Consider the following 24140-nt stretch of genomic DNA (forward strand, 5'->3'; position numbering starts at 1 on the left):
TCACATCTCGCCGGTGATGAACGGATTGGTCATCCGCTCCTGGCCAATGCTCGAGCCCGCACCATGGCCGCAGATGAAACCGACATCGTCGCCGAGCGGCAGCAGCTTTGTCTTGATCGAGTCGATCAGGGTCGCATGACTGCCGCCGGGCAAATCGGTGCGCCCGACCGAGCCGGCGAACAGGACGTCGCCGACATGGGCGAAGCGCAGCTCCTTGTTGAAGAACACCACGCTGCCGGGCGAGTGGCCGGGGCAATGATAGATGTCGAACCGGAGGTCGCCGATCGCGACGCTATCGCCCTCGTCGAGCCAGCGGTCCGGCTCGAAATTGCGCACGCCCGTCATGCCGAAGCGCGCGCCGCTCTCGACGACGTTGTCGAGCAGGAACTTGTCGGCGGCGTGCGGGCCCTCGATCGGCACCTTCAGCGCATCGCGGAGTTCGGCCGCGCCGCCGACATGGTCGATATGGCCGTGGGTCAGCCAGATCTTCTCCATGGTGACGCCGGTCTGCTTGATCGCGTCCAGGATCTTCGGCACGTCGCCGCCGGGATCGATCACCACGGCCTTCTTGGAAGGCTCGTCCCAGATGATGGTGCAATTCTGCTCGAACAGCGTCACGGGAACGATGATCGCGCCCGCCTTCGCGCCCGCCTTGGCTTGTGTCTCATTGTGCTCGCTCATGGGGCTCACAATGCCGATTTTTGCCATGCCGCCAAGCAAAAGATTCGTCCCTGACCGGGGAACAGCGGCAGCTGCCGTCACACGGCCGTCCCAATTCGCCCGCTGGTTTGAACCGGGGCGCTGCTCTCGCGTTCTCTTGCGCGAGACTCAAGATTTTCAGGTGGTTTCCCGCATGGCTCAGATCGGCGACAATTGGTGGCGCGACGGCATCTTCTATCAGATCTACCCGCGCTCGTTTCAGGACTCCAATGGTGACGGTGTCGGCGATCTCGCCGGGATCCTTAAGCGCGTACCTTATGTGAAATCTCTCGGCGTCGACGCGATCTGGTTGTCGCCGATCTTCCCGTCGCCGATGGCCGATTTCGGCTACGACATCTCCGACTATACCGGCATCGAGCCGCTGTTCGGCACGATGGCGGATTTCGATGCGCTTCTTGCGGCCGCGCATGACAATGGGCTCAAGCTGATCCTCGACCTGGTGCCGAACCACACCTCGGACCAGCATCCCTGGTTCGTCGAGAGCCGCTCCTCGCGCCACAATCCCAAACGCGACTGGTACATCTGGCGCGACCCGGCCGAGGATGGCGGCGTGCCGAACAACTGGCTGTCCGAGTTCGGCGGCAGCGCGTGGCAGTTCGACGAGACGACCGGTCAATACTATTATCACGCCTTCCTCGCACAGCAGCCCGACCTCAACTGGCGCAATCCCGATGTCCGCGCGGCGATCTATGACGTGATGCGGTTCTGGCTGGAGAAGGGCGTCGACGGCTTCCGCGTCGACGTGATCTGGCACCTGATCAAGGACGCCGAATTCCGCGACAATCCGCCAAACCCGCATTATGTCGAGGGCCGGCCGCCGAACGAAAGGATCCTCACGCAATATTCCACCGACCAGCCGGAGGTGCACGACGTCATCGCCGAGATGCGCCGCGTCACGGATGCCTATGATGCCCGCGTCCTGATCGGCGAGATCTATCTGCCGCTGCATCGCCTCATGGCTTATTACGGCAACGATCTCGCCGGCGCGCAGATGCCGTTCAACTTCGCGCTGCTCTCGACCTTCTGGAGCGCGCGCTCGATCGAGAAGATCGTCGGGGATTACGAGAAGGCGCTGCCGAAGGGCGCCTGGCCGAACTGGGTGCTCGGCAATCACGATCGCCCGCGCGTCGCAAGCCGCGTCGGACCGGAGCAGGCCCGCGTCGCCGCCATGCTGCTGCTGACGCTGCGCGGCACGCCGACGCTGTATTACGGCGACGAGATCGGCATGCATCAGCTCGCGATCGCCCCCGAGGACGTGCGCGATCCCTTCGAGAAGAACGTCCCCGGCATCGGTGTCGGCCGCGACGGTTGCCGCACCCCGATGCAGTGGGATTCGTCCGGCTTCGCCGGCTTCTCGGACGTCAGGCCGTGGCTGCCGCTGCCGGAGGATCATATCCGCGAAAACGTCGTCGATCTCGAAGCCGACGCACGTTCGATCCTCACGCTCTACAAGCGTCTGATCGCGTTGCGGAGGGCATGTCCGCCGCTGGTCGCGGGCGACTATCATTCGGTCGCGGCGCAAGGCGATCTCCTGGTCTATCGCCGCGAGGCCAAGGGCAGGGCGGTGATCGTGGTGCTCAATCTCGGTCCTGAGCCGATCGCCGTCACCACCAGCGCGGTAAAGTTTGGCAGCGAGATATTGTTGTCGACGTTTTTGGATCGCGAGGGGGAGCGGCTCGAAGGCGTGCTGGATTTGCGCGGCAATGAGGGCGTGGTGGTGATGCCGCCATCCTAATCGTTGGTGTGCGGGGACCTAGGCCGGATGCTTGTTGCCCCGCACGGTCTTGTCGATATCACTCCGCTTCAACAGATAATCGAGCCCGCCGACGCGGTACCAGCGATAGCCGTAGGGCTCCAGTACGACGCGATGCTGGCCGCGCTGGTTGGCGTGGCTATGATCTTCCGCGAGCAGGTTGATCAGGTGCTTGCCGACATCGCCGGGCAGCCCTGCCGAGAACGCGATCTCGCGCGGCACCTCGTCCAGATTGTGCACGAACAGCACGGAATTGTTGCGCCAGTCGTAACGCATGATGAACACGGCGGGATCGCGCGTCGCAACGATGGCGAAATCGCCCCAGCCGATCTCCGGCACCTCCTTGCGCATGCGGACGATGCGCTCGGTCCAGTTCAGCATGGAATTGGGATCGCGCCGCTGTTTTGCGACATTGAGGTGTTCGAAACCGTAAGGCCCCTCGTCGATGACCGGGCTGGCAGGCTTGTCGCTGGTGGTGAAGCCGCCATGCGGCTCGGTCGACCATTGCATCGGCGTGCGTGCGCAATTGCGTTCGGGCAGCGATAGATTCTCACCCATCGCGATCTCGTCGCCATAGCGGATCACGGGCGTCCCCGGCAGCGTGCACATCAGGCTGTAGGCGAGCTCGAGCCGCCTGCGGTCGCCGCCCAGCATCGGCGCGAGGCGGCGGCGAATGCCGCGGTCGTAGAGCTGCATGTCCTTGTCGGGACCGAAGCGCTTGAACACGACGTCGCGCTGCGCCTTGGTCAAGCGGCCGAGATCGAGCTCGTCGTGATTGCGCAGGAACAGGCCCCATTGCGCCGAGGCCGGCCGCGGCTTGGTCGCCTTCAGCGCCTTCGCCAGCGGACGCGAGTCGCCCGAGGCCAGCGCATAGAATAGATGCTGGTTGACGTGGAAGTTGAACATCATGTGCATGCGGTCGCCATCGCGGCCGAAGTATTCCATGTCGGTTTTCGGCACCACATTGGCTTCGGCGAGGATGATGGCGTCGCCCTGGCGCCATTGCAGGAATTCGCGGAACGCGCGCAGCATGTCGTATTGCTCGACAGGTTTCTTCACCTTGGCGCCCTTGGTCGCGATCACGAACGGCACGGCATCCATGCGGAAACCGGAGACGCCGAGCTGGATCCAGAAACCCATGATCTTGAGGATCTCGGCCTGCACCTGCGGGTTCGACGTGTTGAGGTCGGGTTGGAAATCATAGAAGCGGTGGAAGTACCAGGCGCCGGCCTCCTTGTCGCGAGTCCAGGTCGATTTCTGCACGCCCGGAAACACCATGCCCTCGTTGGCGTTGGCGGGCTTCTTGTCGGACCACACATACCAGTCGCGATGGGGCGAGTTCTTGTCGCGCCGCGCCTCCTTGAACCAGGGATGCTGGTCCGAAGTGTGGTTGACCACGAGGTCGATGATGATGCGGATGCCGCGCTGCTTGCAGCCATGGGCGAACTCGACGAAGTCGCCGAGCGTGCCGTATCGGGGATCGACGTTATAATAATCGGCGATGTCGTAGCCGTCGTCGCGGCCGGGCGACGTCTGGAACGGCATCAGCCAGATTGCGGTAATGCCGAGCCCATGCAGATAATCGAGCCGGCGCAGAAGGCCCTTGAAGTCGCCGACGCCGTCGCCGTTGGCATCCATATAGGTGCCGATGGACAGGCAATAGAACACGCCATTCTTGTACCAGAGATCGTCGATCATGCGCCGCAGCCTCGGTGGTTCCGCCGAGGTGCGGCGGCTGCGTGATAAGTGTTTTGGGAAGGTCAGGTTCCCACCCACAATGTCGTCCCGGCGAAGGCCGGGACCCATACCGCGTGATCTATCGATTGGGTGGCAGAAGTACCGAACGACGAATCCTTGCCAAACGTGGCCCTGTGGCTATGGGTCCCGGCCTTCGCCGGGACGACACTGATGACGGAATCGGCTATCCTCCCCCCATGGACAACACCGCCCGCACCATCACCCTCGTGCCGCCGCCGGACCGCCGTCAATCCGAGACGGCGCTGGCGATCGCGCGCGGCACGGCGCGCCTGTTGCGCTCGCTCGGTTTCACCTGCATCAGCGAATTGCCGCTGCCGTCGGGGCGGCGCGCCGATCTCGTCGCGCTGAACGAGCGCGGCGAGATCTGGATCGTCGAGATCAAGTCGTCGGTGGAGGATTTGCGCGCCGATCAGAAATGGCACGAATACCGCGCGCATTGCGACCGGCTGTTCTTTGCCTTCACGCAGGACCTGCCTTGCGAGATCTTTCCGCAAGACACTGGCCTGATCATCGCGGATACCTATGGCGCGCACCTGCAGTGCGAGGCGCCGGAGCACAAGCTCGCTGCGGCCACGCGCAAGCAGATGACGGTGCGATTTGGCATGGCGGCGGCCTTGCGGATCAACCGGCTGGTCGATCCGCAGGGGCATGCGGATTTTTGGGAGTAAAGTCGTAGGATGGGTAGAGCGAAGCGAAACCCATCACTTCGATGCAACGTGCGAAGAAGGTGGGTTTCGCTTCGCTCTACCCACCCTACGGATCTCAGATTACCGTGGCGCGCGCTTCGCCAGGATCCGCTGCAACGTGCGCCGGTGCATGTTGAGGCGCCGCGCCGTTTCCGAGACGTTGCGGTTGCACATCTCGTAGATGCGCTGGATGTGCTCCCAGCGGACGCGGTCGGCCGACATGGGGTTCGCCGGCAGCTCGGATTTGTCCGAGCCGGTCGACAGCAGCGCCGCGACCACGTCGTCGGCGTCCGCGGGCTTGGAGAGATAATCGATCGCGCCCATCTTCACCGCGGTGACGGCGGTGGCGATGTTGCCATAGCCGGTCAGCACGATTGCGCGGGCGTCGGGGCGCTTCTTCTTCAGCGCCGAGACCACGTCGAGACCATTGCCGTCGCCGAGCCGCAGATCGACCACGGCGAATGCCGGTGCCGACTTGCCGATCTGCGCAAGACCGTCGGAGACGGTGTCACAGGACGTCACCGCAAAGCCCCGCGTTTCCATGGCGCGCGACAGCCGCTCCAGAAACGGCTTGTCGTCCTCCACGATCAGGAGTGAGCGGTCGGTCTGTTCGTTCAGTTCGGCGATGGCGTTCAAGGTGTCGTCCTCTCTCCAACGCGTCTACATATGGCGGCGCAATCGGGCGGTGCCAAGGCCGCCAATGGTCGATCGGCCCCGTTGTGCGACGCAAGGTCGCGGCCTATCCTATTGTTTCTTCAAAGGTCTCGATAGCCTCAAAACGCACTCTCGGCCACGTGATCTGAACCACCGCGCCATGGTCCGGAAAAGTCCGGTTGGTAAACGAGACCTTGGCGCCGGTGCGTTCCAGCAAAGTGCGTGCGATGAACACGCCAAGTCCAAGGCCGCCGCCTGCGTCTTGGCTGCGCCGCCGCGACAGATACGGCTCGCCGATCCGGTTGAGGATGTCGGGCGGAATGCCGGGACCGTCGTCGGAGATCACGAGCTCGATCGTGTCCTTGTTCCACCAAGCATTCACCTCGACGGTGGTGCGGGCGAAATCGACCGCGTTCTCGACGATGTTGCCGACGCCATAGAGGATCGCCGGATTGCGCGAACCGACGGGCTCGGTCACGATGGCGACGGCAATGCGTACCTTGATATCGACGCCGAAATCGCGGTGCGGCGCCACCACCTCCTCTATCAGCTCCGACAGCTTCATGCGGTCGAACGGCGCGCCGGTGGAGGAGAGCTGGGTGATCTTGCTCAATATGTCGCGGCAACGCTGCGTTTGCTCGCGCAGCGTCTTCAGGTCGGCGGCAAAGACCGGCTCCTTCACCGTCTTTTCCAGTTCGCGCGAGATCAGGAAGATGGTCGCGAGCGGCGTGCCGAGCTCGTGCGCTGCGGCCGCAGCCAGGCCGTCGAGCTGGGTCAGATGCTGCTCGCGCGTCAGCACCAGCTCGGTCGCGGCCAGCGCGTCGGCGAGCTTGCGCGCCTCTTCGGTGACCTGGAACGAGTAGAGGCTGGTGACGCCGATCGCGAGCGCGATCGAGAGCCAGACGCCGACGAGATAGATCGGCGGCAGCACCAGCGGATCGTCGGAATCCCAAGGCAGCGGCAGGTGGAAGAAGAACAGGACCGAGGCGCAGGCGACAGCCAGCACGCCGAGGCCGAAGGTGACGCGGGCCGGCAGCGCGGTGGCCGAGATCAGCACGGGCGCGAGAAACAGGAACGAGAACGGGTTCTGGAGTCCGCCGGTGAAGAACAGGAGACCTGCCAGCTCCACGATATTGAGCGCGAGCAGTCCGGCCGCCTGTGTCGGCTGCAGCCGTTGCAGCGGATTGGACACGGTCTGGAGCGCCAGGTTGAGCGCCGCCGACAGGGCGATGATGCTGACGCAGGGGACGATCTCGACGTTGAATTCCAATCCTTGGGCCACGATGAAGATCGCGGCGAGCTGGCCCAGCACCGCGAGCCAGCGCAGCCGCAGGATCGTGTCCAGGCGGATATGCCGCTGCGCGGGGCGAAAGTCGGAAGCGGCAAGTTCGGTCATTTCGGCCAATGGGGCGGTGCCTTCTCGATCTCAAGCGCGCGGCTCGCGGAACCACCGGATTACAAGCCTTGCGCTCTCCGCTGCAATAGCAGAAGAACGCCCAGCATGACCGAGAATGACAAGGCTTCAAGCTGGCCGACTGTCGCGGATCGCAGCCCCTCCGCGGCAATCGCGGTCGATCACCTCGTCAAGGTCTACAAGCAGACCCGCGCCGTCGACGACATCTCCTTTTCGCTTCCGCGCGGCAGCATTACCGGGCTGCTCGGCGGCAACGGCGCCGGCAAGACCACGACGATTGCGATGATCATGGGCCTCGTGCTGCCGACCTCCGGCCGCGTGCAGGTGCTCGGGCATCGGATGCCGGAGGAGAGCGCTTCCGTGCTGGGGCGGATGAATTTCGAGAGCCCCTATGTCGACATGCCGATGCGGCTCACGGTGCGTCAGAACCTCACCGTGTTCGGCAAGCTCTATGCGGTGAAGAACCTCCCCGACCGCATCGCGACGCTCGCCGACGATCTCGATCTCACCGAGTTCATCGACCGCGCCAACGGCAAGCTCTCCGCCGGCCAGAAGACGCGCGTTGCGCTCGCCAAGGCGCTGATCAACCATCCCGAGCTGCTGTTGTTGGACGAGCCGACCGCCTCGCTCGATCCTGATACCGCCGACTGGGTCCGGGGTCATCTGGAGCGTTATCGCAGGGCGAACAACGCCACGATCCTCCTGGCCTCGCACAACATGCTCGAGGTCGAGCGGCTCTGCGACCGCGTCATCATCATGAAGCGCGGCCGTATCGAGGACGACGATACGCCCGAAGCCATCATGGCCCGCTACAACCGAACCACGCTGGAAGAGGTGTTCCTGGACGTCGCGCGCGGCCGGGTGAATGGCGCGAAGGAGGCGGCGCGATGACCGAGCCGGGGGCGTTGCTTTCGTCATTGCGAGCGAAGCGAAGCAATCCAGAATCTCTCCGCGGAAGAATTCTGGATTGCTTCGTCGCAAGGGCTCCTCGCAATGACGGTGCGTGCAGATCCCGGAGCGGCCATGACTGATTCCTCCCTCCATCGCGGCATTTCCCTCCATCGCATCGGCGCAATGATCCTGCGCTATTGGTATTTGCTGATGTCGTCCTGGCCGCGGCTGCTCGAGCTCCTCTACTGGCCGGCGCTCCAGGTGATCACCTGGGGCTTTCTTCAGCTTTATATCGCGCAGAATGCCAACTTCTTCGCGCGTGCCGGCGGCACCCTCATCGGCGCCGTCATCCTCTGGGACATCCTGTTTCGCGGGCAGCTCGGCTTTTCAATCTCGTTCCTGGAAGAGATGTGGGCGCGCAATCTCGGCAATCTCATGATGAGCCCGTTGAAGCCGATCGAATTTCTGCTGTCGCTGATGATCATGAGCCTGATCCGGCTCGCGATCGGCGTCATCCCGATGACGCTGCTCGCGCTGTTCCTGTTTCACTTCAACGTTTATGCACTCGGCGTGCCGCTGATCGCGTTCTTCTGCAATCTGATCTTCACGAGCTGGTCGGTCGGCATCTTCGTCTCCGGCCTGGTGCTGCGAAACGGACTTGGCGCCGAGAGCATCGTCTGGACCTTGATGTTCGCGATCATGCCGCTCGCCTGCGTCTACTATCCCGTCAGCGTGCTGCCGGTCTGGCTGCAATATGTCGCCTGGGCGCTGCCGCCGACCTACGTGTTCGAAGGAATGCGCGCGCTGCTGATCGAAAACACGTTCAGGACCGATCTGATGCTGAGTGCGTTGGCCATGAACGTGGTGCTGCTGGTTGCATCTTTTGGGGCATTCCTTGCCCTTTTGTGCAGCGCCAGGAAGCAGGGCTCGCTGCTGTCAGGCGGCGAATAACGTCACTTTCTCGTGGATTCAGCCCGATTTGGGCACCTCGGCCACGTAGATGTACGGAACCATGCATTGACGCAATATTACGCATTCGGCAGTATGCTGCGATGCGAAGAGGAAGATAACGATGCCGATTGGTGAGTTTGGCGGCGCGCCGCCCCTGGTGGCCGAAGGCAGTCCGGTCCTGACGACGCCGATGTACTGGATGTACGAGATGGCGCAGGCCTCTCTCAATCCGGCGCGTGCGGTCACCGACGCGACCAAGCTCCTGTTTCAGAATCCGCTGAACCCATGGGCCCGCACCGAGGTCGGCAAGTCGGTTGCCGCGGCCTGCGAATTGTTCGAACGCACCACACGGCGCTACGGCAAGCCGGAATGGGGTCTCAATGACGCCGAGGTCAACGGCATCCGCGTCCCTGTCGAGGTCCGCTCGGTCTGGGAAAAGCCGTTCTGCCGCCTGCTCTACTTCGATCGCAAGTTCACCCGCCCGCTGCGGAGCCCGCAGCCGCGCGTGCTGATCGTCGCTCCAATGTCCGGCCACTATGCGACGCTCCTGCGCGGCACGGTCGAGGCGTTCCTGCCGGCGCATGAGGTCTACATCACCGACTGGGCCGACGCCCGCATGGTGCCACTCAGCGACGGCCGCTTCGATCTCGACGACTACATCGATTATGTCATCGAGATGCTGCATGTCCTCGGCGGCAACACGCATGTGCTGGCGGTGTGCCAGCCTTCCGTTCCCGTCGTTGCCGCCGTCTCGATCATGGAAGCGCGGCGCGATCCTTTCGTGCCGACCTCGATGACGCTGATGGGTGGCCCGATCGACACCCGCCGCAACCCGACCGGGGTGAACGACCTTGCCCAGGAGCGCGGCATCGATTGGTTCCGCAATCACGTCATCACCAAGGTGCCGTTCCCACATCCGGGCATGATGCGCGACGTCTATCCGGGCTTCCTGCAGCTGAACGGCTTCATCAGCATGAATCTCGACCGGCATATGGATGCCCACAAGCAGCTGTTCGCCAATCTGGTGAAGGGCGATGGCGACCTCGTCGACAAGCATCGCGACTTCTACGACGAATATCTCGCGGTGATGGACCTCTCCGCCGAGTATTATCTGCAGACCGTCGACACCGTGTTCGTGAAGCACTCGCTGCCGAAGGGCGAGATGACCCATCGTGGAACACGCGTCGATCCTTCCAAGGTCACGCGCGTCGCCTTGATGACGGTCGAAGGCGAGAACGACGACATCTCGGGTCTCGGTCAGACCGAAGCAACGCACACGTTGTGCAGCTCGATCCCCGATCATCGCCGCGTTCATTACGTCCAGAAGGGCGTCGGACATTACGGTGTGTTCAACGGCTCGCGCTTCAAGTCGGAAATCGTGCCGCGTATCCATGACTTCATGGTCTCGGCGGCGAATCCGAGCTCGTTGCAGGCTCTCGCGGCTGAATAATCGCGTTTTTCGGCTTTCCCGTCGAAAATCGAGGCTCTGTCGGGGGCTCCGACAGGGGCGAGTTCCCTCCAGATTCGCGGTACTGTGGTAGCTCTGTAGGAGTGAGTCCTAGCTCACCCCTTGGGGGTGCCGCATGCGTCCAGCGGAGGCGAAAAAAGCCGGTTCCAACCCCAGTCTGTGGGGTCTCCCGGACGCCAGACCCCTGTATATTGGGCAAATGATTTGTTTTTGCGCCGAGCGCTTTCCCTGGCGGCGGTTATGGCAGAATCCGGGCGCCCTCCTGCCCCCCGGACTGACAGACATGGCCACTCGCGCACTCCTTTATCGGCGGCCCCACGAACCGAAGACCCTCCTGATCACCCACGGATCGCAATTTTTTGCGATTCGACTGCGCCGGCATCGCCGCGCGCGCCGTTACACGCTCAGAATTCATCCGAGCGATCGCGAAGCCATCCTCACCATGCCGCCGCGCGGCACGCTCGCCGAAGCAAAGGACTTCGCGCAGCGCCACGGCGCGTGGATCGCGGCACGTCTCGGCCGTTTGCCGAAGGCCGCGCCGTTCCAGCCTGGCACAGTGATACCGCTTCGCGGCGTTTCTCATCGCATCGTTCATCGCGCCGGCACGCGCGGTACGGTGTGGACGGAAGTGCGCGATAGCGGTGAACGCATTCTCTGCGTCGCCGGCGGCGTCGAGCATGCGGACCGTCGCGTCAGCGACTTCCTCAAGCGCGAGGCGCGCCGCGACCTTCAGCGCGCCGCGGAAGCCTATGCCGCCGAGCTCGGCGTCAAGGTGAAGCGGCTCTCGATCCGCGATCAGTCGAGTCGCTGGGGCTCCTGCACCTCGGCCGGCTCGTTGTCGTTCTCCTGGCGTCTGATCCTCGCGCCGCCCTTCGTGCTCGACTATCTCGCCGCCCACGAGGTCGCCCATCTCGTCGAGATGAACCACTCGGCGCGATTCTGGCGCGTCTGCGGCAGGGTCTGCCCGTCGATGGAGCGCGCCAAGAAGTGGCTCGACACGTACGGCAATGATCTGCACCGGTACGGGGTCGAGGACTAAGCCCTCGCCGTTAGCAATACGGAAGCTGTCATCGCCCGCCTTGTGCGCAGTTGCGTACTGGAGCGGGCGATCCGGTATTCCGAGACGATTGTCATTGAACCGAGAGGCCGCGGGCGTACTGGATTCCCGGTTTTCGCGGGGCATGCCAGTCGAGAAGGCGGCGACGTCCGCCCGTCTAATCCATCTCCGTGGTCAAGCCTTGAAATCCGCGCTTGTCCCCGGCTGCGTGCGCGAGGCGAGATAGGACGATTGCAGTTGCGCGGCCGCCTTCTGGCCCTCGGCCAGCATCGCCTGGAAGGCCGCGTCGAGTTCATCGCGGCTGTAGGTTGGAGAACTGCTTTGACGCGGTGTCCATTGCGATTGCGAGATCGCGGTGGAAGCTTTTTCAACGGTGCCGCCAAGCCGCTCGGCGTATCTGTCGGCCCGCCACTGCGCCAGATCGGGACCGCCCAGACCTGGAGGATCCTCCAGCCTGCCGATCTCAGCGGCCGCCTCGTTGGTCATCGTCGAGGACCCGCCATTGTACAGAGTGGCGACCACCTTTCCGGCAACCTTCACCTGAGCATAGGTGTTCTCCGGCGCATCGTCCGAGACGGCCGGTTGAGTAGCGCTCGCGCCGTGGGTCGTCAGCCAGTTCGTTGCCATGAGGTCGCGCAGGACCGGATTATCCGCCGCCGATATCGCCTTGGCGCCTTGCAGCGGCTTGAGTTGGGAGACTTTAATGCCGGAGCTGCTGGTCGCGGCGTCGGTCGCAGGTGGTGCTTCCGGCAGGGCGCCGGATGTCGAGGTCGCATGTGAGCTCGACGTTGATACAGGACGCAGATAAGGCAACGCCGCACCGGATAAACCTGACATCATCAAACGCCCCTTGGCACTAAACCCGATTCACTAAGGCTCAACCTAGGGAAGCAAATCCTGGACCACTGGCGGGGACTTGAAAAGACTGATGTTTTGGCCTTCACGAATTCCCTGGCCTCGGTAATTCGTGCCGGCGTTGGGAGGACTTGCCCCTCCGAGTGCGCTGCATCGCAGCCGCATTCATTGCGCTGAATCGCCAAATGCGATGCTGTCGGCGCGCCTTGCGCGACGGCGACCGAATGATCCGACGCGTCAATGAGTTCGCACCATCCGCCGCGCGTCGCGCCGGACATGGCCGGCTACTGTGCATGGGGTTGTTTTCGCAGTTTTTGTTTAGAGGTCATCGAGACCTCAGACCGAACCTAGCGATTTCCGCCGAACAGCCGGTCCATCAGCCAGCCATCGAGTCCCGCGGCTGCTTCTGGCCGCGCATTGGCGCGCGTGGGGGGCGGGCGATAGCCGCCGTTGCTAGTCGGTCCCGGTGCGGCTGCTGCCACTGTCGGCGGCGACACCTGCGAGGCTGCCTGCGCGAGATTCGACAGGCCCCAGCCACCTGGAGAGCTCGGCAAGGCCGCGACCGGCACGCCCTCGTGCGCCGTGCGCATGAAGCGCGACCAGACTTCGACTGGCAAGCCGCCGCCGGTCGCCTTTTTGGTCGGCGAGTTGTCGTCATTGCCGAGCCACACGCCGGTGACGAGGCTGGCGGTGTAGCCGATGAACCAGGCGTCGCGGTAGTCCTGGCTGGTGCCGGTCTTGCCGGCCGCCGCCCAGCCCGGAATCTCGGCCTTCTTGGCCGTGCCAGAGATCAGCGTCTCCCGCATCATCGTGTTCATCATGCCGACATAGCGCGGGTCGATCACCTGGTTGCGCTCGTCCGCCTGGCGCATGTAGAGCAGCTTGCCGCCGAGTGTCCTGATCCGCGTCACGACATGCGGCACTGCCGCGAAGCCGCCATTGGCGAAGGGCGCATAGGCGCCGACCAGCTCGACCACCGAGACTTCGGAGGTGCCAAGCGCGATCGAGGCGTTGGGCTCGAGCTTTGAGGAGATGCCGAGCCGGTGCGCGGTGCGCACCACGTTCTTCGGCCCGACCTCGAGGCCGAGGCGGATCGCAACGGTGTTGAGCGACATCGCCAGTGCCTGCGTCAGCGTCACGGAGCCGAAATATTCGTGCGTGTAGTTTTCAGGTCTCCAGCCCTTGACCTCGATCGGCGCGTCCTGGCGGATCGTGCCGGGCGTCAGCCCCTGCTCGAGCGCGGTCAGGTACACGAACGGCTTGAACGAGGAGCCGGGCTGGCGCCTTGCGGTGACGGCGCGGTTGTACTGGCTCTCGGAATAGTTCCGCCCGCCCACCATGGCGCGGACCGCGCCGTCAGGCGTCATCGCCACCAGCGCGCCCTGGCTGACATTGAACTTCACGCTCTTGGCCGCCAACTCGTCGATGATGGCGGCTTCCGCCACGCTCTGGAGTTTCGGATCGATCGTGGTCTCGACCTTGATGCTCTCGTCGATCTGGCCGACCAGATCGTCCAGCACCTCGCCGATCCAGTCGGCGACGTAATTGACCGTGCCGGCGCCGACCGGCTTCACATTGTAGGAGGGATGGCCGATCGAAGCCTGCGCCTGCGCGTCGGTGATGAATTTGGCATCCGCCATCGCCGTGAGCACGATTTTCGCGCGCGCTTCCGCGCCCTCGGGGTTGCGGTTCGGCGCAAGGCGCGATGGTGATTTGACGAGGCCGGCCAGCATCGCGGCCTCGGCGATGTTGACGTTCTTGGCCGACTTGCCGAAATAGCGCTGCGCGGCGGCCTCGACGCCATAGGCCCCGGAGCCGAAATAGACGCGGTTGAGATAGAGCTCCAAGATCTGGTTCTTGGAATGCTTGCGCTCCAGCCAGATCGCGAGCTCCGCTTCCTGCAGCTTGCGCTGCATGGTGCGCTCCTGGGTCAGGAACAGGTTTTTCGCCAGTTGCTGCGTCAGCGTCGACCCGCCTTGCGACACGCCGCGATGGAGCACGTTGGTGACGAGCGCGCGCAGGATCCCGACCGGGTCGATGCCGAAATGCGAATAGAAGCGGCGGTCCTCGATGGCGATGAACGCCTTGGGCAGATATTGCGGCAGATCATTCAGCGAGACGTTGGCACCGGCCATCTCGCCGCGCTGCGCCAGCATGCTGCCGTCGATGCCGACGATCTGGATCGTCGGCGGCCGCTTGGGGATTTCCAGTGACTGGATCGGCGGCAGGTGAGCGCCGACATAGATCACGACGCCGATCACGGCGATCGCACCCCACAGGCTCAGCACCGCGCTCCAATAGACCAGGCGGCCGAGACCAACGCCGATGCGCGACTTGGATCGCCGCTTGGCGCCGCCGCGGCCGGCCGGCGCCTTCCTCTCGCGCGGCGACTCGTCGGCGGCATCCTCGCTCTTGCGCTTGGCAGATGATTTGGTTGATTTCTTCGGCTTGTCGTCGCCGCCGGGGACACGGTCCGCCGCGGTCAGGCGCAGATCGGCGAGTGCCGCAGGCAAGCCGAACAACGGCTCCTTCCGCCCACCCTTTTTCTTCCCCAATCCCATACGCAAAACGCCCGGTCAGCCCGCCCCGCCGCACGCTAGCGGTCGCTGTTTAAGGCCCGGTTACCCAGAGCTTAACGCGCGATTAGGAGGTGCGGCATTCGCTGCCCGCAGTTCCGCTGGGTGGACAGCAGAGCTAGGATCGCCGGCATAAAACAACAGGGAACTCAGATGGGCCACATCGATCCGACCAAGGAGATTTTCGCGCAGTTCCGGGACAATGACCGCCCCGGCCCGATCCACATGCTCAACCTGGTGCGCTTGCGCAGGGAGGCGGCCTATCCCGACGGACGCAAGGCGAGCGGCGCGGAAGCCTATGCGGCCTATGGCCGAGAGAGCGGCCCGGTGTTCGAACGCCTCGGCGGCCGCATCGTCTGGCAGGGCAAGTTCGAGCTGATGCTGATCGGCCCCGAGACTGAGCGCTGGGACCACTGCTTCATCGCCGAATACCCAAGCGTCGCCGCCTTCGTCGAGATGATCCGCGATCCCGTCTATCGCGAAGCGGTGAAGCACCGGCAGGCCGCAGTGGAGGATTCACGCCTGATCAGGCATGCGGTGCTGCCGGTGGGAAAGAACTTTGGCGAGATACCTGCTTAGGCATGGGGTGGGTTAGCCCTGCGGCTGCGCGTAAGCGCAGTCCGCCAAGCGTAACCCACCTCGCGAGGAGAACTAACCCGCCGGACCTGCATCCTCCATGATCGGGCCGAACAGCTCCCAGCGTTCGCCGTTGAACCGCATCATCTGCATCTGCTTGTTGACGCGGTAGTCGTTCGGCCCGGTGTTGATCTTGATGCCGGGCAGCGCGAAGCTGGGCGTGAAGTCCTTGATGTTGGCGACCTGCTTCATGACGTTCTCACGCGACAGGTCGTCGCCGCACTGCTTCAGCACTTGCGTCAGCAGCTCGGCGACGGAATAAGCATAGGTGTTGACCGTGTTGAGCTTGTCGCCTTCGGGGAAATACTTGTCCATGAAGGCGAAGAATGCTTTCACGCCCGGATCGTCCTTCCACTGCGGATCGCTGGGCTCCTTGCCGTATTGGGTCGAGATAATGCCCTTGGAGATGTCGAGGCCGGCCGGCTTCAGCGTCGCCGAGATCGGGCTCGCATTGATGTCGAGGATGTGCACCGGGTTCCAGCCGAGTTCGGCCACCTTCTTGATGGCCTGCGCCGCGAACTTCGGCGTCGAGGCATCGTAGAAGAGATCGGCGCCCAGCGACTTCAGCTTGACCACCTGCGAGTCCACAGTCGGATCGGTGACCTCGTAGGACACCTCGCCGACGATCATGCCGGCGGCCTTGTCGCCAAGGCCGCTCTTGAGGCCGGCGAGATAGTCGCGGCCCATGTCGTCGTTCTGGTAGAGCACGCCGATCTTGGCGTTCGGATGCTCCTTGAGGATGTACTTGGCGTAGATGCGTCCCTCGGACACATAGTTGGGATTATAGGCGATGGTCCAGGGATAGTTCTGCGGATCGTTGAAGCGCGCGGCGCCCGTGGACGCCAGCAGCTGCGGGATCTTTTTGCCGTTCAGATATTTTTGCACGGCGGCGTTCGCGGCGGTGCCGATGATCTGGAAGGTGAACAGGACCTCGTCGCCTTCGACCAGCTTGCGCACCTGTTCGACCGTCTTCGGCGGCGAATAGGCGTCGTCATACTGGATCAGATTGATCTTGCGGCCGTTGATGCCGCCCTGATCGTTGATCATCTTGAAGTAGGCGGCCTGGGTCTTGCCGATGTTGGCGTAGACGGAGTAGGCGCCGGAGAACGGCACGGTTTGGCCGATCTTGATTTCGGTGTCGCTCGCGCCGGTGTCGTACTTCTTCTGGGCGAGGGCTTCACTGACGAAGGCTTGGCTGGTGTAGAACGTGAAGGCGAGCGCCGCCGTGGCAGCTATGAAGGCTGTGCGATTGCTCATGTGGGGTTGTTCCTCCTGACGGAATTTCCGGCCGACGGTCTTTTTCCGTTGATTGCCAACGGTCGCCATCGCTGTCGGAGATTGTGGAGGAAGGGCAGGCGACGCGCAAGGATCGCGGCGCTGCGCTTTAGCGTCTCAGGTCAGGAACAAGACTAACAGCGCGATCGCCGCCGGCAGGGCCTGCACCATCAGGATGCGCGTACTGACGGTCGCCGCGCCATAGGCGCCGGCCACGATCACGCAGAGCAGGAAGAACGCCTTGATCTGGAACGCGAAGGCCGGATTGCCGTGCACCAGACCCCAGACCAGGCCGGCGGCCAGGAAGCCGTTATAAAGCCCCTGGTTGGCGGCCAGCACCTTCGTGATCTCGGCCTTCTCCGGCGTGTTGCGGAAAACCTTCAAGCCCTGCGGCTTGTCCCAGAGGAACATCTCCAGGATCAGGAAGTAAGCGTGCAGTGCGGCGACCAGCGCCACCAGGATATTCGCGATCCAGATCAAGTTGAGCTCCCCCAGCATCAGCTTTCGGGTGGACGTTAGCACAGCAGGCGTGGCAAGTGCGATGGCGTGTTTCGATGCCATGGTGCTGCAATGCCCGCGCGACCGACCAAACCATCTGTACGCTTCGGCCTCGATCGCCTGGCGACCCCGATCGGGATCGCGCTGCTGGTCACCGACGCCGAGGGCGCCTTGCGCGCGCTCGACTGGGAGGACTACGAGCACCGCATGCGCGAGCTCTTGCGCCTGCACTACGGTGCGGTGGATCTGAGCGACCAGCCCGCGCCTGCGGCCCTGCGAATTGCGCTGGCGGGCTATTTCGACGGCGATCTCGGCCAGCTCTCAGGCATCGCATGGCGCATCGCCGGCACGCCGTTCCAGCAGAAGGTCTGGAACGCGTTGGTGCAAATCCCTGTCGGCACCACACTCAGCTATGGCGCGCTCGCCGCCAGGATCGACACGCCCAAAGCCATTCGCGCTGTCGGCCATGCCAACGGCTCCAATCCGATCAGCGTGGTGCTGCCGTGCCACCGCCTGATCGGCGCCGACGGTTCTCTGGTGAAGTATGGCGGCGGCCTCGAGCGCAAGCGCTGGCTGCTGCGGCATGAAGGGGTGGCGGTCTAGGTCTCTCGCTCACGCCGCAGGCTGAACCGCCTTGTCGCCGGCCATCACGTGGGTCAGCGCGCTCTTGATTGCGGCCTGGCGTGTCGGCGCGCTGATCTGTGCGCCCAGGAGATCGGTGACGTAGAACACGTCGCGGGCGCGCTCGCCGAAGGTCGCGACATGGGCCGAGGCGATGTTGAGGTTGAGCTTCGAGATCGCGGTGGTCAGCTCGTAGAGCAGGCCCGGCCGGTCGAGGCCGGAGACCTCGATCACGGTGTAGCGGTCGGACCATTGGTTGTTGATGGTCACTTCCGGCTCGATCACGAACGGCCGCGCCTTGCTGCGCACCGTGCGCCGCGCCACCACTTCGGGCAGACGCAGCTTGCCTTCCAGCACATCCTCGATCATCTCGCCGATGCGCGTGGCGCGCCGTCCTTCGTCCTCGTCGCGGTCGTATTCCCTGGAGATCGAGATCGTGTCGAGCGCGCGGCCGTCGGTCGTGGTGTAGATCTGAGCGTCGACGATATTGGCGCCCGCCGAGGCACAGGCGCCCGCGATGATCGACAGCAGCCAGGGGTGGTCGGCCGCGAAGATAGTGAGTTCGGTAACGCCGCGCACCTCATCGAAGCCGACATTGATCGCGAGCTTGTGGCCGGCCTGCTCGCTGGAGCGGACGAAGCGGGCGTGGCGGATCTTGCGCGGCAGCTCGACCTTGAGCCAGTAGGCCGGATAGTGCCGGCCAATATAGGCGTCGAGCTCCTCCGTCGGCCATTCGGCGAAGGCGATGCGGAATTCGGCGTGTGCGGATGCGAGGCGTTTTCCCCGATCGACCTCCGAGAAGCCGCCGGTCAGCACCGGCTCGGTCTCGTAGTACAGCGAGCGCAAAAGCTGCGCCTTCCAGCCGTTCCACACGCCGGGCCCGACGCCGCGGATGTCGGCGGTGGTGAGGATCGTCAAGAGCTTCATCTGCTCGACCGACTGCACCACGGCGGCGAAATTCTCGATGGTCTTGCGGTCGGAGAGATCGCGCGACTGCGCGACCGTGGACATCGTCAGATGCTCCTCGATCAGCCAGGCCACGAGCTCGGTGTCGGCCGGGCTGAAGCCGAGCCGCGGGCAGAGCCGTCGCGCCACCTTGGCGCCGGCGATCGAGTGATCCTCGGGCCGGCCCTTGGCGACGTCGTGCAGCAGCGTCGCGATGTAGATCACCGACCGATGCTCGGGACGGCTCTTGCGCATGAGGTCGCTGGCGAGCGTAAACTCATCGCTGCCGCCACGCTCGATGTCCTGGAGGAAGCCGATGCAGCGGATCAGATGCTCGTCGACGGTGTAGTGATGATACATGTTGAACTGCATCATCGAGACGATCTTGCCGAAGGCGCGGATGAAATGGCCGAGCACGCCGGTCTCGTTCATCCGCCGCAACACGATTTCCGCGTTGTCGGACGTCAGTATCTCCATGAACAGCCGGTTGGCCTCGGAATTCTCGCGCATCTGCGCGTTGATCAGATTGAGCGAGCGCGTTACGTCGCGCATCGCGTCCGGGTGGAAGGCGAGATTGTTCTTCTGCGCCAGGCGGAAGATGCGGATCAAATTGACCGGATCGTGCTTGAACACGTCGGGCGCGGCGACGTTGATGCGGTTGTTGTCGACGATGAAGTCGTCGCTCTCGGGCACCCGCCGCTTCACCGCGGTGGGGCGCAGCCGCGCCATCATCCGGCTGAGCACCGGCGCGGGCTTGGCCTGCTGGTCCTCGAGCTTGGCGCAGAGGATGGCGGTGAGGTTGCCGACTTCCTTGGCGACCAGGAAGTAGTGCTTCATGAAGCGCTCGACGTCCTGCATGCCGGGATGTGAGGTGTAGCCGAGCCGGACCGCGATCTCGCGCTGAAGATCGAAGGAGAGGCGCTCTTCAGCACGACCAGAGTAGAAGTGCAGATTGCAGCGAACCGACCAGAGGAAGTCGGCGCAGCGGCGGAAGCTGCGGTATTCCTGCGCGTCGAACACGCCGCGCTCGACCAGCTCATCGGTGTCGCTCACGCGGTAGACGTACTTCGCGATCCAGAACAGCGTGTGCAGGTCGCGCAGGGCACCTTTGCCGTCCTTGACGTTGGGTTCGACCAGATAGCGCGACTGGCCGCCGCGGCGATGCCGCTCCTCGCGCTCGGCGAGTTTCGCGGTGACGAACTCGGACGCAGTGCCCTGAACGACTTCCTTGTCGAAGCGGGCGACCAGTTCGTCATAGAGCGGCCGGTCGCCGGTCAGGAAGCGCGTCTCCAGGATCGCCGTGCGGATCGTCATGTCGCCGCGCGCCTGCCGGATCGACTCGTCGACGGAGCGCGTGGCGTGACCGACCTTCAGTCCCATGTCCCACAGGCAATAGAGAATGGCCTCGGCGACCTGCTCGCCCCAGGCGGTCTGCTTGTAGGGCAGGATGAAGAGCAGATCGATGTCGGATTCGGGAGCCATCAGGCCGCGGCCATAGCCGCCGGTCGCCACCACGGCCATGCGCTCGGCGCCGCTCGGGATCGGCGAGCGATAGAGATGGCGGGTCGCGGCCGAATACAGGATGCGGATGATCTCGTCCTGCACGTGGCACAGCCGCTCGGCGCAGCGCCGGCCGTGACGGTCCTTCAGCAGGATCGTCTGTGCCGCGTCACGTGCTGCGATCAGCTCGGCCTTGAGCAATTGCGCCATGGCCGTGCGGAACGCGTCCTCGCGTCCCTGGTGCTTCTCGGCAAGCGCATCGACTGCGGCGGTGATCCGCGCGGTGTCGAAGCGATCGTCCACCTCGGCCTTGTGCTCAGTCGCGACGCTGTCCATGTCTCACCCGATATAAGAGGCGGCAGGCGCTGTCACCCGCCATTCTCTCGCAATAGTCGTTCCATGCTGGAAAGGTGCGGCTTTGGGCAAAGCTGTTCTCAGCCGGCGCGCCTTCGAGGGGCGGATTTTCTCGTTGACCTCGAGATGTAACTCATTGAAAAACAATGAAGTTCTAGAGGAGGCCGGGCATGGCCAGGATTACACGACGCATACTGCTGGCGGGAGCGATGGCTCTTGCCGTGTCGCCCGCGGCGCGGGCGGCGGATCCGCTCAAGGAAATCCGTATCGACTGGGCGACCTATAATCCCGTGTCGATGGTCCTGAAGCAGAAGGGGCTCCTGGAGAAGGAATTCGCCAAGGATGGCATCACCGTCACCTGGGTGCAATCAGCCGGCTCCAACAAGGCGCTCGAATTTCTCAATGCCGGCTCGATCGATTTCGGCTCGACCGCGGGCTCGGCGGCGCTGGTCGCGCGTATCAACGGCAATCCGATCAAGTCGATCTACGTCTATTCGCGCCCCGAATGGACCGCGTTGGTGACGGCCAAGGATTCCAAGATCGCTGATGTGGCTGACCTCAAGGGCAAGCGCGTCGCGGTGACGCGCGGCACCGACCCGCACATCTTCCTGGTGCGCGCGCTGCTCGGCGCAGGTCTCACCGAAAAGGACATCACGCCGGTGCTGCTCCAGCACGCCGACGGCAAGACCGCGCTGATCCGCGGCGACGTCGATGCGTGGGCCGGGCTCGATCCGATGATGGCGCAAGCCGAAGCCGAGGACGGCGCAAAACTGTTCTACCGCAAGGCTGACGCCAACACTTGGGGCATCCTCAATGCGCGCGAGCAGTTTTTGAAAGACTATCCGGACGCTGTCCGCCGCGTGCTCGCGGTGTACGAAGAGGCGCGCAAATATTCGCTGGCGAATTACGACGAGCTGAAGAAGACCTTCATCGCCGTGACCAAGCTGCCGGAGCCTGTCGTCGACAAGCAGCTCAAGGAGCGCACCGAGCTTACCCACAGCCGTATCGGCGCGCCGCAGCGCGAGTCGATCCTCGCCGCCGGCCTCGCCCTGCAACAGGCCGGTGTCGTGGACGCCAAGGTCGACGTGAAGGCGACGCTCGACGCGCTGATCGACGACCAGGTCCCGCTGCCGACGAATTGAGGTTCGCCTGTAGCCCGGATGGAGCGCAGCGAAATCCGGGACGCTTTCTAGCGGCGCAATCCCCGGATTGCGCTACGTTTCATCCGGGCTACGCAGGCCGCAGGCGCGGCAAGAGTAGTGTTGCATTCCCTCACAAGACGCGCTTCCTACGGCCATGAGCTCCGACGCGCCAGTCCTGCAACAAACCTCGGAACCGGCCGAGAGCGCCGCGGCGCCGTCTCGGCTCGCCCGCTATGCACGGCCGATGCTGGGCGTGTTGCTGCCGCTCACCCTCGCGCTCGGTTGGGAGTTCCTGGTCTGGCGCGGCTGGTCCAACGGCCGGCTGGTGCCGCCGCCCTCGCGCGTGTTCGCCACTATCGTTGATCTTGCCCGCTCCGGCGAATTGGTTCGTCACATCGCCGCGACACTGTGGCGCGTCGGTCTCGGCTTTGCGTTCGGCGTGGTCGCGGGCACCTTGCTCGGCGCCATTTCCGGCTATTGGTCGCTGGCGCGGCGGCTGCTCGATCCGACCGTGCAGGCGCTGCGCGCGATCCCTTCGCTGGCCTGGGTGCCGTTGTTTATCCTCTGGCTCGGTATCTTCGAGACCTCCAAGGTCGTGCTGATCGCGGTCGGCGTGTTCTTCCCGGTCTATCTAGGTGTGATGGGCGCGATCCTCATCGTCGATCGCAAGATCGTCGAAGTCGGTCGCACCTTCCGCCTCTCCGGCCCCGCCATGATCCGCCGTATTCTGCTGCCCGCGGTGCTGCCGGCCTATGTCGTGTCCTTGCGCGTCGGTCTCGGTCTGGGCTGGATGTTCGTGGTGGCCGCCGAATTGATCGGCGCGTCCGAAGGCCTCGGCTATCTCCTGCTCGACGGCCAGCAGCTCGGCAAGCCCGCGCAGATCCTCGCCGCGATCGTGATCTTCGCGATCCTCGGCAAGCTCACGGATTGGCTGATCGAGATCGCGGCTGCGCCCTTCCTGCGCTGGCAGGACGCCTTCGGGCGTACAAGGGGAGCGTAAGGCGATGCTGGCGCTCGACCGGGTCAGCAAGACCTATCCCAACGGCGTGCAGGCGCTGGCGCGCTTTTCCGCCGAGATCAGGCAAGGCGAGATCGTCGCCATCATCGGCGGCTCGGGCTGCGGCAAGTCCACGCTGCTGCGCGCCATCGCCGGCCTCGACCGCGCAAGCTCGGGCACTGTGATCCTCGACAACGAGGCGATCGCCTCGCCGCATGCCAAGATCGGCATCATCTTCCAGGAGCCGCGGCTGCTGCCCTGGCTCAGCGTCGCCGACAATATCGGCTTTGGTCTCGCCGATGCGCCCGCGGCCGAGCGGCGTGAGAAGGTGGCGCGCGCGCTCGAGCGTGTCGGGCTCGCCGAAAAGGCGCAGGCCTGGCCGCGCGAGCTCTCGGGCGGGCAGGCGCAGCGCGTGGCGATCGCACGTGCGCTGGTGCCGCAGCCCGAGGTGCTCTTGCTCGACGAGCCGTTCTCGGCGCTCGACGCCTTCACCCGCCGGGATCTCCAGGATCATCTGCTCGACCTCTGGGCCGACACGCGGCCGACGCTCATCCTCGTCACGCATGACGTCGACGAGGCCGTGGTGCTGGCTGACCGCGTGCTGGTGATGCGGCCGCGGCCGGGCCGGCTGTTCGATCAGATCGAGATCAACCTGAGCCGGCCACGCGACCGCAATTCGCCGCTGTTCGAGAATTTCAAGCGAAGTGTGCTGACGTCACTCGACCGCTCGCTCGATCGCAGCGTGCCCGACCGTGACGCAACCCAGGGTCCCGGTCAGGCCATGTGGTGGTGACAATTTCTCTCTGGGCCGGTACATCGCAATCCAGTACTTCGTAGAGACGATTTTTCCGGGAGAGACAAAATGGACGCCGCAGCACTGCGCCAAATGCAGGCCCCGATCAAGGAACGCTACAAGACCGATCCCAAGACCGCGATGATCACGCTAAAGGCCAAGGGCTCGACGGTCAGCGAAGGCATCGCCTGCAAGGTCGAGACCGGCCGCGCCATCGCAATGGCCGGCCTTCATCCCGCGACCGGCGGCTCCGGCCTCGAGCTCTGCTCCGGTGACATGCTGCTCGAGGCGCTGGTCGCCTGCGCCGGCGTCACGCTGAAGTCGGTCGCGACCGCGATCGAGGTGCCCTTGAAAGCCGGCAACGTCTACGCCGAGGGCGATCTCGATTTCCGCGGCACGCTCGGCGTCGACAAGGAGACGCCGGTCGGCTTCGCCGAGATACGCCTGCGCTTCGAGGTCGACACCGAGGCACCGCAGGACAAGCTCGACCTGCTGCTCAAGCTCACCGAGCGCTATTGCGTGGTCTATCAAACCATCAAGAACGGTCCGAAGGTCGCGGTGTCGATGCACCGGATGTAACGAGCGAAGGCCGCTAG

Annotated in this window: 21 protein-coding genes; 12 read left to right on the top strand and 9 right to left on the bottom strand. The window is 64.1% G+C overall.

Annotated elements, in window-relative coordinates; all coding sequences use genetic code 11:
* Positions 1-681: an MBL fold metallo-hydrolase gene (locus tag IVA88_RS00520; protein ID WP_247495345.1), complete on the bottom strand. Its 681-nt coding sequence runs from the start codon at positions 679-681 to the stop codon at positions 1-3.
* A gap of 172 nt (positions 682-853) precedes the next feature.
* On the opposite strand from IVA88_RS00520, the gene IVA88_RS00525 reads away from it, so the two are divergent.
* On the top strand, positions 854-2455 hold the full coding sequence (locus IVA88_RS00525; RefSeq protein ID WP_247495346.1) for an alpha-amylase family glycosyl hydrolase: 1602 nt from the start codon (positions 854-856) through the stop codon (positions 2453-2455).
* Between the two features lie 18 nt (positions 2456-2473).
* On the opposite strand, the gene IVA88_RS00530 is transcribed toward IVA88_RS00525, so the two are convergent.
* Complete coding sequence (locus IVA88_RS00530; protein ID WP_247495347.1) at positions 2474-4171, bottom strand: alpha-amylase family protein; 1698 nt, start codon at positions 4169-4171, stop codon at positions 2474-2476.
* A 236-nt stretch (positions 4172-4407) separates the two neighbouring features.
* Between IVA88_RS00530 and IVA88_RS00535 the strand changes: the two genes are divergently transcribed.
* Positions 4408-4899: an MmcB family DNA repair protein gene (locus IVA88_RS00535; RefSeq protein WP_247495348.1), complete on the top strand. Its 492-nt coding sequence runs from the start codon at positions 4408-4410 to the stop codon at positions 4897-4899.
* Between the two features lie 99 nt (positions 4900-4998).
* On the opposite strand, the gene IVA88_RS00540 is transcribed toward IVA88_RS00535, so the two are convergent.
* The gene (locus tag IVA88_RS00540) at positions 4999-5553 is read right to left on the bottom strand and encodes an ActR/PrrA/RegA family redox response regulator transcription factor (protein ID WP_247495349.1); all 555 of its coding nucleotides are present in this window, start codon (positions 5551-5553) and stop codon (positions 4999-5001) included.
* 103 nt (positions 5554-5656) lie between these two features.
* A complete protein-coding gene (locus IVA88_RS00545) occupies positions 5657-6967 on the bottom strand; it encodes an ActS/PrrB/RegB family redox-sensitive histidine kinase (RefSeq protein ID WP_247495350.1) in 1311 nt (436 codons plus the stop codon).
* A 105-nt stretch (positions 6968-7072) separates the two neighbouring features.
* Here IVA88_RS00545 and IVA88_RS00550 point away from each other — a divergent pair, with 105 nt between their 5' ends.
* The 4 genes from IVA88_RS00550 to IVA88_RS00565 all read left to right on the top strand — a co-directional run bounded on the left by IVA88_RS00550 (position 7073) and on the right by IVA88_RS00565 (position 11334).
* Positions 7073-7876 carry an ABC transporter ATP-binding protein gene (locus tag IVA88_RS00550; RefSeq protein ID WP_247495351.1) on the top strand — a complete coding sequence of 268 codons (804 nt, stop codon included), beginning with the start codon at positions 7073-7075 and terminating at the stop codon, positions 7874-7876.
* A 132-nt stretch (positions 7877-8008) separates the two neighbouring features.
* A complete protein-coding gene (locus IVA88_RS00555; RefSeq protein WP_247495352.1) occupies positions 8009-8827 on the top strand; it encodes an ABC transporter permease in 819 nt (272 codons plus the stop codon).
* Between the two features lie 121 nt (positions 8828-8948).
* Complete coding sequence (phaZ, locus tag IVA88_RS00560) at positions 8949-10277, top strand: polyhydroxyalkanoate depolymerase (RefSeq protein ID WP_247495353.1); 1329 nt, start codon at positions 8949-8951, stop codon at positions 10275-10277.
* Between the two features lie 217 nt (positions 10278-10494).
* Positions 10495-11334, top strand: coding sequence for a SprT family zinc-dependent metalloprotease (locus IVA88_RS00565; RefSeq protein ID WP_247495484.1), 840 nt, complete (start codon positions 10495-10497; stop codon positions 11332-11334).
* Positions 11335-11526: 192 nt separating this feature from the next.
* Here IVA88_RS00565 and IVA88_RS00570 read toward each other — a convergent pair whose 3' ends face one another.
* Together IVA88_RS00570 and IVA88_RS00575 are read right to left on the bottom strand one after the other, a co-directional pair.
* Positions 11527-12192, bottom strand: a complete 666-nt coding sequence (locus IVA88_RS00570) for a hypothetical protein (RefSeq protein WP_247495354.1) — start codon at positions 12190-12192, stop codon at positions 11527-11529.
* Between the two features lie 362 nt (positions 12193-12554).
* On the bottom strand, positions 12555-14768 hold the full coding sequence (locus IVA88_RS00575; protein WP_247495355.1) for a penicillin-binding protein 1A: 2214 nt from the start codon (positions 14766-14768) through the stop codon (positions 12555-12557).
* A gap of 168 nt (positions 14769-14936) precedes the next feature.
* Between IVA88_RS00575 and IVA88_RS00580 the strand changes: the two genes are divergently transcribed.
* Positions 14937-15362, top strand: coding sequence for a DUF1330 domain-containing protein (locus IVA88_RS00580; RefSeq protein ID WP_247495356.1), 426 nt, complete (start codon positions 14937-14939; stop codon positions 15360-15362).
* Between the two features lie 72 nt (positions 15363-15434).
* On the opposite strand, the gene IVA88_RS00585 is transcribed toward IVA88_RS00580, so the two are convergent.
* A complete protein-coding gene (locus IVA88_RS00585) occupies positions 15435-16676 on the bottom strand; it encodes an ABC transporter substrate-binding protein (RefSeq protein ID WP_247495357.1) in 1242 nt (413 codons plus the stop codon).
* A 135-nt stretch (positions 16677-16811) separates the two neighbouring features.
* Positions 16812-17192 carry a DUF1304 domain-containing protein gene (locus IVA88_RS00590; RefSeq protein ID WP_247495485.1) on the bottom strand — a complete coding sequence of 127 codons (381 nt, stop codon included), beginning with the start codon at positions 17190-17192 and terminating at the stop codon, positions 16812-16814.
* Between the two features lie 72 nt (positions 17193-17264).
* Between IVA88_RS00590 and IVA88_RS00595 the strand changes: the two genes are divergently transcribed.
* Positions 17265-17795 (top strand): methylated-DNA--[protein]-cysteine S-methyltransferase, encoded by a 531-nt coding sequence (locus tag IVA88_RS00595; RefSeq protein ID WP_247495358.1) that lies wholly within the window; start codon positions 17265-17267, stop codon positions 17793-17795.
* 9 nt (positions 17796-17804) lie between these two features.
* On the opposite strand, the gene IVA88_RS00600 is transcribed toward IVA88_RS00595, so the two are convergent.
* Entirely contained in the window at positions 17805-20594 is a 2790-nt protein-coding gene (locus IVA88_RS00600; RefSeq protein ID WP_247495359.1) for a [protein-PII] uridylyltransferase, read from the bottom strand.
* A gap of 188 nt (positions 20595-20782) precedes the next feature.
* On the opposite strand from IVA88_RS00600, the gene IVA88_RS00605 reads away from it, so the two are divergent.
* From IVA88_RS00605 to IVA88_RS00620, 4 genes are all read left to right on the top strand, one after another.
* On the top strand, positions 20783-21754 hold the full coding sequence (locus tag IVA88_RS00605; RefSeq protein ID WP_247495360.1) for an aliphatic sulfonate ABC transporter substrate-binding protein: 972 nt from the start codon (positions 20783-20785) through the stop codon (positions 21752-21754).
* A gap of 154 nt (positions 21755-21908) precedes the next feature.
* Complete coding sequence (locus IVA88_RS00610) at positions 21909-22754, top strand: ABC transporter permease (protein ID WP_247495361.1); 846 nt, start codon at positions 21909-21911, stop codon at positions 22752-22754.
* Between the two features lie 4 nt (positions 22755-22758).
* Positions 22759-23544, top strand: coding sequence for an ABC transporter ATP-binding protein (locus IVA88_RS00615; RefSeq protein ID WP_247495362.1), 786 nt, complete (start codon positions 22759-22761; stop codon positions 23542-23544).
* Positions 23545-23613: 69 nt separating this feature from the next.
* On the top strand, positions 23614-24123 hold the full coding sequence (locus IVA88_RS00620; RefSeq protein ID WP_247495363.1) for an OsmC family protein: 510 nt from the start codon (positions 23614-23616) through the stop codon (positions 24121-24123).
* The last annotated feature ends 17 nt before the right edge of the window (positions 24124-24140 follow it).

The organism is Bradyrhizobium sp. 149, from assembly GCF_023073915.1.
Lineage (GTDB): Bacteria > Pseudomonadota > Alphaproteobacteria > Rhizobiales > Xanthobacteraceae > Bradyrhizobium.

Excerpts from the sequence above, each read along its gene's own strand:
- IVA88_RS00520 (WP_247495345.1), bottom strand. The coding sequence starts at position 681 with ATGAGCGAGCACAATGAGACACAAGCCAAGGCGGGCGCGAAGGCGGGC.
- IVA88_RS00525 (WP_247495346.1), top strand. The coding sequence starts at position 854 with ATGGCTCAGATCGGCGACAATTGGTGGCGCGACGGCATCTTCTATCAG.
- IVA88_RS00530 (WP_247495347.1), bottom strand. The coding sequence starts at position 4,171 with ATGATCGACGATCTCTGGTACAAGAATGGCGTGTTCTATTGCCTGTCC.
- IVA88_RS00535 (WP_247495348.1), top strand. The coding sequence starts at position 4,408 with ATGGACAACACCGCCCGCACCATCACCCTCGTGCCGCCGCCGGACCGC.
- IVA88_RS00545 (WP_247495350.1), bottom strand. The coding sequence starts at position 6,967 with ATGACCGAACTTGCCGCTTCCGACTTTCGCCCCGCGCAGCGGCATATC.
- IVA88_RS00550 (WP_247495351.1), top strand. The coding sequence starts at position 7,073 with ATGACCGAGAATGACAAGGCTTCAAGCTGGCCGACTGTCGCGGATCGC.
- IVA88_RS00555 (WP_247495352.1), top strand. The coding sequence starts at position 8,009 with ATGACTGATTCCTCCCTCCATCGCGGCATTTCCCTCCATCGCATCGGC.
- phaZ (WP_247495353.1), top strand. The coding sequence starts at position 8,949 with ATGCCGATTGGTGAGTTTGGCGGCGCGCCGCCCCTGGTGGCCGAAGGC.
- IVA88_RS00565 (WP_247495484.1), top strand. The coding sequence starts at position 10,495 with ATGATTTGTTTTTGCGCCGAGCGCTTTCCCTGGCGGCGGTTATGGCAG.
- IVA88_RS00570 (WP_247495354.1), bottom strand. The coding sequence starts at position 12,192 with ATGATGTCAGGTTTATCCGGTGCGGCGTTGCCTTATCTGCGTCCTGTA.
- IVA88_RS00575 (WP_247495355.1), bottom strand. The coding sequence starts at position 14,768 with ATGGGATTGGGGAAGAAAAAGGGTGGGCGGAAGGAGCCGTTGTTCGGC.
- IVA88_RS00580 (WP_247495356.1), top strand. The coding sequence starts at position 14,937 with ATGGGCCACATCGATCCGACCAAGGAGATTTTCGCGCAGTTCCGGGAC.
- IVA88_RS00585 (WP_247495357.1), bottom strand. The coding sequence starts at position 16,676 with ATGAGCAATCGCACAGCCTTCATAGCTGCCACGGCGGCGCTCGCCTTC.
- IVA88_RS00590 (WP_247495485.1), bottom strand. The coding sequence starts at position 17,192 with ATGCTGGGGGAGCTCAACTTGATCTGGATCGCGAATATCCTGGTGGCG.
- IVA88_RS00595 (WP_247495358.1), top strand. The coding sequence starts at position 17,265 with ATGCCCGCGCGACCGACCAAACCATCTGTACGCTTCGGCCTCGATCGC.
- IVA88_RS00600 (WP_247495359.1), bottom strand. The coding sequence starts at position 20,594 with ATGGACAGCGTCGCGACTGAGCACAAGGCCGAGGTGGACGATCGCTTC.
- IVA88_RS00605 (WP_247495360.1), top strand. The coding sequence starts at position 20,783 with ATGGCCAGGATTACACGACGCATACTGCTGGCGGGAGCGATGGCTCTT.
- IVA88_RS00610 (WP_247495361.1), top strand. The coding sequence starts at position 21,909 with ATGAGCTCCGACGCGCCAGTCCTGCAACAAACCTCGGAACCGGCCGAG.
- IVA88_RS00615 (WP_247495362.1), top strand. The coding sequence starts at position 22,759 with ATGCTGGCGCTCGACCGGGTCAGCAAGACCTATCCCAACGGCGTGCAG.
- IVA88_RS00620 (WP_247495363.1), top strand. The coding sequence starts at position 23,614 with ATGGACGCCGCAGCACTGCGCCAAATGCAGGCCCCGATCAAGGAACGC.